The sequence below is a fragment of the Streptomyces durbertensis genome (assembly GCF_014156695.1).
GTDB lineage: Bacteria > Actinomycetota > Actinomycetes > Streptomycetales > Streptomycetaceae > Streptomyces > Streptomyces durbertensis.
Map to the genome: position 1 here is coordinate 1 of NZ_WMLF01000279.1, position 7,059 is coordinate 7,059.

The window sequence follows — 7,059 nt, forward strand, 5'->3', positions numbered from 1 at the left end:
CAGCTGGCCCGCCTCGTCACGCGCGGTCTCCACCAGCAGCGCGGCCCGCGCGCCGTGGATCCCGGCGGGCGGGTCGAGCCAGGCCAGCAGGGCGCCGAGATGCTGGTCCTCCAGGGAGGACTGGCCGGTCGCCCAGTGCCGGGACAGCAGCTCGGTCACCGCGAGCAGCAGGGAGGAGCCGGGCACCCGGGCGCGGTCGCCGTAGTGGCTCAGCCAGCGGCCGAGCAGCGGCACCCGGGGCGGCGCCGGGTGCGTGGCCCGCGGGTCCTCCTCGGCCGTGCGGCGGAAGCGGGTGGCCCTGCCCAGCAGCCGGACGAACTCCACCCCGGCCGCGTTCGGTACGAGCAGCTGAGGGGCGTCCCGGCACAGCTCCGCGTCGTCCCTGACCTGCTCGGTGTCGTCCTGGCAGGACTCCAGGTGCGGCAGCAGCGCGTCCGCCAGCTCCGCGAGGAAGGCCGCGCGCAGGTCCCGGTCCCTGGGCTGGGCCACGGTCAGCAGCGTCGGCCGCTCGGGGTCGGTGCCCAGGATGACGCCGAGCGGCGCGCCCGTCTCGCCGGCCGTCGTCAGCGGGACCATCACCATCGGGCGTTCCGACAGGTGGCGGTGGCGGACGGTGGCCAGCGGCCGGGCCCGGCCGGCGTCGGCGGCCTCCATCCGGGCGAGGTGGGTCATCAGGCTCATGCCGCTCCTCCGGTGGCGTGTCCGGCCTCCGCCAGGGCCTCCGCCCGCAGTCGGGCGGCCCGCCGCAGCGCCACGGCCGCCGGGTCGACGCCGGGGTCCGCCGGGTGGGACGGCTCTTCTGCGGCGGCCGGCTCGCGCGCGTGCGGGCCGTCCGGCGCCCGGGCGGCGGCCAGCGCGTCGGCGATGGTGCCGAGGCCGCCCAGCTCGGCGCGGGTCGCGCGGCCGAGCACGCCCGGCTCGCCGGCCTCGCGGGCCCGCTCACGGCAGTGGAACGCCAGGTCACAGCCCGACTGGCACTCCGGCGCGTACGTCGCGGGGACCGCGTCCACCGCGGCCGTCAGCTGCTCCGGCGGCAGCTCGGGATCAAAGCGGACGTCCTGCGGCAGCCGGGCCGCGATCTCCTCGACACGGGTGAGCCGGGCGAGCTGCCGCCGGACCGTGGCCCGCTGTCTGCGCAGGTCGAGCGGGGCGGCGGTCGGCAGGTTGGAGAAGTCGCGCGGGCAGACCAGCAGCGCCGCGTCGGCGACCGCGCCGCCGGCCTCGGCGAGCGCCAGCGCGTACACGGCGGCCTGCCGGGCGGCAGCCCCCACCTTCGCCGGGTCGGCGGCACCGTCCAGGATCGAGAACGACTTGATCTCCACGACCGTGCGCACGGCGTCCGGCGTGACCACCACCGCGTCCGGCTCCAGGCACACCGGGGAACCGGCCACGTCCAGCTCCAGCATCGGGTGGAGCAGCACCGTCCAACGCCCCTCGCCCGCGGCCTTGTCGGCCTCGGCCAGCACTTCCAGCGTCCGCGGGCGGCGGCCCGCCGGGCCGTCGCCCGCGGTGTCGGGGCAGTCGAGGTCGGCGGCGGCCGGCGGGGTGCGGCCCGTGACCGAGCACAGCAGGCGTACGAGTTCCGCGCCGCCGTCGGCGGTCACCCGGGACTCGAAGGCGTGCCCGCGGGCGAAAGCGAACTGCGACCGGCCGAACCCGGAGGGCGCGCCCAGCGCCTCGGCGAGCGCGGCCTTGTCCACGCCGGCGCTGTCGAGCAGCGCCCGGCGGTCGCATCCCGGGTTGGCCGCGAGCGCGGCCAGCGCCCGGCTGTCCATCGGGCGCGGGGCACGGCCGGGCCCGCGCAGCGCGGCGAGCCGGGCCCGCAGGGCGGACCGCGCCGGCCCGCCCTGCGCGGAGGCGGTGGGGTGGGGCAGATGGGTCACCCGCCGAAGTCTGGCATCTCCCACCGACAACGCGCCCGGGCGACACCGTCACGCCTCGCGACCACGACGCTGACCAGGCGTGATGAGCCCGGCCCTCGGGCGGCCCGCCGGGACCGGGGGTGCGATCCTGGGCACACGGCACGACCCGATCGAGGAGCAGGACCTGTGGTGGAGGCCCCGACACGTACGCGCGTACTACTCGTACGGCACGGCGAGACCGCCTGGTCGGTCCGCGGCCGGCACACCGGCCGCACCGACGTGCCGCTGCTGGACCGGGGGCGGCGGATGGCCGAGCTCCTCGGTGAGCGGCTGAGCCGGGCCCCCTGGGACGACCTCGACGGCGTCCAGGTGCGCACGAGCCCGCTGGTGCGGGCCTCCGAGACCTGCGAGATCGCCGGTTTCGGCGCCCGCGCGACACCGTGGGACGCGCTCATGGAATGGGACTACGGCGCGTACGAGGGGCTGACCACCGAGGAGATCCGCGAGCGGGCCGGTGAGGACTGGGTGATCTGGCGGGACGGCGTCCCCGGTGGCGAGAGCCGCGACGCGATGGCCGAACGGGCCGACCGGGTCGTGGAGTGGGCGCGCTCGGCCGACCGGGACGTGCTGCTGTTCGCGCACGGCCACCTGCTGCGCACGCTGGCCGCCCGCTGGCTGGGCGAGGACCTGGACTTCGGCGCGCGGCTGCGGCTGGCGCCGGCGTCGCTGTCGGTGCTCGGCTGGGCGTACGGCGAGCCGGCGGTGGAGCGCTGGAACGACACCGGCCACCTGGACTGAGCCGGCCACCCGGGCCGGGCCACCCGCCGGACCGGGTCGGGCGCGGCCCGTGGAGGGGGCGCTACGCCGTGCCGGCGCGCGGCGCGGGGACGCGGCCCGTACGCGGGGGGCCCGCAAGCATGGGCACGCGTTCCAGGAACGCCGCGACCTCCGGCCGCCGGCGGTGCGCCGACAGCCGCCCGGCGGTGTCGTGCAGCATCCGCCGCACCCGGGAGCTGTGCACGGTACGCAGCAGCTCCAGCGCCCGCAGGGCATGGCTCGCGGCTTCCTCGGGTGCCCCCGTGGCCACCAGGTCGCCCGCCAACTGGGCGGTGAACAGCGCGGTGTTGCGGACGAACTGGGGTGGCTGGAGGGCGACGGCCTCCTGCGCGCGCCGCGCCGCCCGGTGGCGGTCGCCGAGCGCGGACCACGCCTGCGCCTCCAGCCCGGCCAGCTCCGCCGCGCCGAAGAACGTCATCCACTCGGGGTCGTCGTCGGTCGGCCCCCGGTCGAAGAGCGTCGCCGCCCGGCCCAGCGCCTCCTCGGTGCCGGCCCGGTCGCCGAGGCCGCTCCACCCGCCGGCCTCCCGCAGCGCGAGCAGCGACTGGAGCCGGTAGGAGCCCAGCCGGCGGGCGGCCTGCTGGCCGGCCTGCGCGGCCCTGAGCGCCTCCCGAGGGCGCCCGGCGTCCCTGGCGAGGAAGGAGGTGTTGCAGAAGGCGTGCGCCTCCAGCGCGGGGTCGCCGGCGAAGCGGGCGAGGGACAGCGCCTCCGCGTAGTGCGAGCGGGCGTCGTCGAAGCGTTCCGAGTCGTGCGCCAACCAGCCGACGGAGATGGCGAGTTCGCCGGTGCTGCCGCCGATCTGGTCGGTGACCGTCTGGTGGCGGGCGCCGGCGTCGAGCAGTTCGAACGTGCGGCGGAGGGTGGCGCCGGCCCGCTGGTAGAGGCGGTCGGCACCGTGCCGGTCGTCCAACAGGCGGATCTGCCGGACGGCTTCGGCGACGGACGCCGCCTCGCCGCGGCCCGGTCGGGCGCCGGCCCGGCCGGGCTGCTCGGGGAGGCCCGTCGGGAGCGGCTCGGCCGCCGCCGGCCGGCCGCCGAGCGGTGTGTACAGGGAAGCGGTGGCCAGGGCGGCGGAGCCGCCGGTCATGAACGCGCGACGCAGCACGTCGCTCTCCTCGTCGGTGTGGGCGCGGTTGTCGCCGCGATCGGAAGTGCGGTCGCCCGAGGGGCGCGCGGGAGCGCTTTCGGGCGCGTCGTCACCTCCGTACGCCCTTCGTCGCCTGGCCGATCGGCCGCGCACGGCCTCCCGGGGGCAGAAGCCCATGTCCACCAGCGAGTAGCCCGGGAACATGTGCCGGAACACCCGCTCGTAGGCGTAGTTGGGGCAGCGGATCTCGCCCGACTCCACCCGGCCGATGTACCGGGCGTCGCACGACACCTGTTCGCCGATCTCCCGCGCGGCACGCCGCACGGACGCGGCGAACTCGCCCGGCGACAACTGGCCGCGCAGCCGCCGGAACACCTCGTTCGGTCGCCGTCGGACCGGCGGCGGATCGCCCGTGCCCGGTGCGGCGGAGGGCCTGTCGGTCCCGTCCGCCGGCCCGGTCCGGACCGCACGGCCCGCCGCCCCGGCCGGCTCGTACTCGCCGGCTGACGTGGAAGGTGACGACGCCATGCCCGGAAGGTACACGCCGCGACCTGGGCGGCGGACCGTGTTTGGCCACAAAACCGGATATCCCCTCCGTCATCCGCCATGAACCGCCAACCTTCGAGTGGTGCGGAACCGTTTCCGTTGACGGCCGGCACGCGTTGTTCCTCATGCAGTACCGACAGCGGAGGAAGGAATCCCGTTGCTGGACACCGACGGAACATGCGGAGTCACCGACCGGCGGACCCCGACCGGTCCACCGCCGCCACCCGACGGCGGCGATCAGCACACCTGGGAGCTGGTGACCGTCCCCGGCCGCCTGGGACTCGAAACCGTCGACATCCTGCGCCTCGGCGGGGGAGTCGGACCGGTTCTCCACAACCTCACCGGCGACACGGTCGGCTTCCTCGTGGCAGCCGGCACCGGGGCGCGCTGGAACCTCCTCGGCAGCGTGTGCGTGCCGCTGCACGGCTGGAGCCGGCGGCTGGCCGCCGTCCCGCCGCTGCCCGGCGCGTCCTGGCTCGTCCCGCCCGACGCCGCGCAGGGCGAGAGCACCGACAGCGGACGCCTGCGCCACGCCCTCGCCACCGCCGCCCGCACCCTCGCCGCCGTCCACGCCCTCGGCGCCCCCGGGCGGCCCGACTGACGGGCGCGGGGCGCTTGCCGCCTCAGCCGAACGCGGCGCGCAGCGTCTCGCGTTGGGCGCGCACGTAGCGGATGTCCGCCTCGTACACGTCGGCGTGCCCTTCCGCGAGGTGCCGCTGGAACGCCTCGTCGCCCTGGGAGGCACGGGCGCGCATTAGGTCGACCAGCGCGCGCAGCCGCTCGGGGACGACGTCGACGACCTCGACTCCCACGCCCGGGCCGTACGCCCGGCAGAAGGCGGCGACCCGGCGCCCCTGCTCCCACGGCGTTCCGAAGCTCTCCGGGTTGTCCGGCCCCTGCAGCGGCGCGAAGCGGTAGACGGTGTAGGCGACGTCCCACACGCGCGGCCCGGGGTGCGCGGCGTCGAAGTCGATGAAGCCGACCGCCGCGCCGTCCCTCACCACGCAGTTGTACTGCGCGGCGTCGCCGTGGCACATGACCTCGGCCGGCTGCCTTGCGGGAAGCAGCCAGGGGTCGTCGGGGCGGGGCCGGAAGGTCTCGCTCGCGTCGTGCAGGCCCCGCAGCAGGACCGCGACGGAGCGCAGGAGCCGGGACGTGCGGAGCTCCGGGGTGAGCGACTCGGGCACCTCGCCGTCGAGGAAGTCGAGTCGCTCGTTGCCGTCGGTGTCGAAGCCCCGCGGCACCGGCGAGCCGCGGAACCCCTGGTCGTGGAGGTGCCGCAGCAGCCGGTGGATCGCGGGCGTGGCCGGCGAGGCGGGCCGGTGCACGACGTCGCCGTGACGGCGCACGACGTTCACGCCGCCGTGGAACTCCTGCCGTTCGGTCATCGGAGCACCGCTTCCGAGGTCGGGGGCGGGTCGCGCCGATCGTACGTCGCGCGGGGCGGCCGCGGCCCCGGGCCGGCCGGCTGCCGTGCGGGATACTGCCGGGATGAGCGGGACGCGTGAGCATCGTGGGTAGAGGGCGACGGGCCGGAGGCGGCCGGGCCCCGGTGACGGCGCGGGTGGACGGCGGTACGGCGACGTTGGAGCCGGATCCGGACCTGCCGGCCGGCTGGTCGCTGCTGCTGGACGGGGCCCCGCAGTCCCATGTGGATCTCGCGGACCCGACCCGCCTGGTGTTCCCGTACCAGCGCCGGCTCGGACACGTCGTCGACCTCGCCGCACCCGCCGGTCGCCCGCTGCACGTGCTGCACCTGGGCGGCGGCGCGCTGACCCTGGCCCGCTACACCGCGGCGACCCGGCCGCGTTCCGTGCAGCAGGTGCTGGAGAAGGACACCGCGCTCACCGCGTTCGTCCGGCGGGAGCTGCCGCTGGACCCCGGCTGGCGGCTGCGGGTGCGCGGCACCGACGCCCGGTCGGGGCTGGCGAGGATCCCGGACGGCTGGGCCGACGTGGTGATCGCCGACGTGTTCAGCGGCGCCCGCACGCCCGCCCACCTCGGCAGTGTCGAGTTCCTGGCGGAGGCCGCCCGGGTGCTGCGCCCCGACGGGCTCTACACGGCCAATCTGACGGACGGCCCGCCGCTCGCGTACCTGCGGGCGCAGGTGGCCACCGCGCACACCGCCTTCGCCGAGCTGTGCCTGGCCGCCGACCCGGCCGTCCTGCGCGGCAGGCGCTTCGGCAACGCGGTCCTCCTGGCGGCCAACCGGCCGCTGCCGGTGGCGGAGTTCACCCGTCGCACGGCCACCGACCCGCACGCGGGCCGGGTGCTGTCGGGGGCGCGGCTGCTGGAGTTCACCGGCGGCGCCCGGCCCGCGACCGACGCGACCGCCCTCGCTTCCCCGCCGCCTCCGCCAGACGCCTTCGACTGAACGGGTGCCTTCGACTGAGCCGGGCGAACGGCGCCAGGAACGCGACCCCCGCCGTCAGTCGCGGCGTTCGTCGAGTTGGACGCGGGGCGCGGAGTCGTGCCAGGTGCAGAAGACCGTGGCGCTGCGGTCGCCGCGGCTGAACGTGACGCGGATCCACAGGTCCTGCTTCCACACCTGGACCCGCCAGCCGCTCTCGGGGGTGGCGGAGACGAGCGAGGCGTGGTCCGGGCGCAGCGCGAACGTGACGCGGCCGCCGGAGGTGGTGTAGCCGCGTACGTCCGCCGAGGGGCTGTCCTCGGCGGTCGACGGGGGCGCCGGCGGGCGCGCGGCGGTGGTCGGCCCGGTGGGGGAGG

At 76.9% G+C, this 7,059-nt stretch carries 6 protein-coding genes and 2 pseudogenes; 3 read left to right on the forward strand and 5 right to left on the reverse strand.

The genetic code is table 11. From position 1 onward, the window contains the following. Both GL263_RS17860 and GL263_RS17865 read right to left on the reverse strand, forming a co-directional pair. A pseudogene (locus tag GL263_RS17860) lies at nucleotides 1-681 on the reverse strand (hypothetical protein); the annotation flags it as partial. Next, entirely contained in the window at nucleotides 678-1,874 is a 1,197-nt protein-coding gene (locus tag GL263_RS17865; RefSeq protein WP_182856726.1) for a hypothetical protein, read from the reverse strand. The pseudogene GL263_RS17860 and the gene GL263_RS17865, both read right to left, overlap by 4 nt. A gap of 177 nt (nucleotides 1,875-2,051) precedes the next feature. Between GL263_RS17865 and GL263_RS17870 the strand changes: the two genes are divergently transcribed. Then, on the forward strand, nucleotides 2,052-2,660 hold the full coding sequence (locus GL263_RS17870) for a histidine phosphatase family protein (protein WP_323379453.1): 609 nt from the start codon (nucleotides 2,052-2,054) through the stop codon (nucleotides 2,658-2,660). Between the two features lie 61 nt (nucleotides 2,661-2,721). Here the strand turns inward: GL263_RS17870 and GL263_RS17875 are convergent, their stop codons facing one another. Continuing rightward, the gene (locus GL263_RS17875; protein ID WP_228456601.1) at nucleotides 2,722-4,314 is read right to left on the reverse strand and encodes an NsdA family TPR-like regulatory protein; all 1,593 of its coding nucleotides are present in this window, start codon (nucleotides 4,312-4,314) and stop codon (nucleotides 2,722-2,724) included. 175 nt (nucleotides 4,315-4,489) lie between these two features. Here GL263_RS17875 and GL263_RS17880 point away from each other — a divergent pair, with 175 nt between their 5' ends. After that, nucleotides 4,490-4,933 carry a hypothetical protein gene (locus tag GL263_RS17880; protein WP_228456602.1) on the forward strand — a complete coding sequence of 148 codons (444 nt, stop codon included), beginning with the start codon at nucleotides 4,490-4,492 and terminating at the stop codon, nucleotides 4,931-4,933. Nucleotides 4,934-4,955: 22 nt separating this feature from the next. Here GL263_RS17880 and GL263_RS17885 read toward each other — a convergent pair whose 3' ends face one another. Continuing rightward, nucleotides 4,956-5,720 carry a phosphotransferase gene (locus GL263_RS17885; protein WP_182856725.1) on the reverse strand — a complete coding sequence of 255 codons (765 nt, stop codon included), beginning with the start codon at nucleotides 5,718-5,720 and terminating at the stop codon, nucleotides 4,956-4,958. A gap of 125 nt (nucleotides 5,721-5,845) precedes the next feature. Between GL263_RS17885 and GL263_RS17890 the strand changes: the two genes are divergently transcribed. Beyond that, nucleotides 5,846-6,706, forward strand: coding sequence for a spermidine synthase (locus GL263_RS17890; RefSeq protein ID WP_182856729.1), 861 nt, complete (start codon nucleotides 5,846-5,848; stop codon nucleotides 6,704-6,706). A gap of 54 nt (nucleotides 6,707-6,760) precedes the next feature. Here the strand turns inward: GL263_RS17890 and GL263_RS17895 are convergent. Beyond that, nucleotides 6,761-7,059 (reverse strand): annotated as a pseudogene (locus GL263_RS17895) (hypothetical protein); the annotation flags it as partial.